1 rRNA gene is annotated in these 582 nt (G+C 55.0%); it reads right to left on the bottom strand.

The annotated features are described in order from the left end of the window. Positions 1-582, bottom strand: a 23S ribosomal RNA gene (locus AB8846_RS23300); the annotation flags it as partial.

The raw sequence follows: 582 nt of genomic DNA, 5'->3' as shown, positions 1-582 counted from the left end.
GTCAGGGAGAACTCATCTCGGGGCAAGTTTCGTGCTTAGATGCTTTCAGCACTTATCTTTTCCGCATTTAGCTACCGGGCAATGCCATTGGCATGACAACCCGAACACCAGTGATGCGTCCACTCCGGTCCTCTCGTACTAGGAGCAGCCCCCCTCAATTCTCCAGCGCCCACGGCAGATAGGGACCGAACTGTCTCACGACGTTCTAAACCCAGCTCGCGTACCACTTTAAATGGCGAACAGCCATACCCTTGGGACCTACTTCAGCCCCAGGATGTGATGAGCCGACATCGAGGTGCCAAACACCGCCGTCGATATGAACTCTTGGGCGGTATCAGCCTGTTATCCCCGGAGTACCTTTTATCCGTTGAGCGATGGCCCTTCCATTCAGAACCACCGGATCACTATGACCTGCTTTCGCACCTGCTCGAGCCGTCACTCTCGCAGTCAAGCTAGCTTATGCCATTGCACTAACCTCCTGATGTCCGACCAGGATTAGCTAACCTTCGTGCTCCTCCGTTACTCTTTGGGAGGAGACCGCCCCAGTCAAACTACCCACCAGACACTGTCCGCAACCCGGAT

Origin of the sequence: Enterobacter sp. KB-221C9 (genome assembly GCF_041320715.1) — a bacterium.
Taxonomy (GTDB): domain Bacteria; phylum Pseudomonadota; class Gammaproteobacteria; order Enterobacterales; family Enterobacteriaceae; genus Enterobacter; species Enterobacter asburiae_D.
The sequence above is the reverse complement of the archived record's forward strand: the minus strand, read 5'-3'. Positions and strand labels throughout refer to the sequence as shown.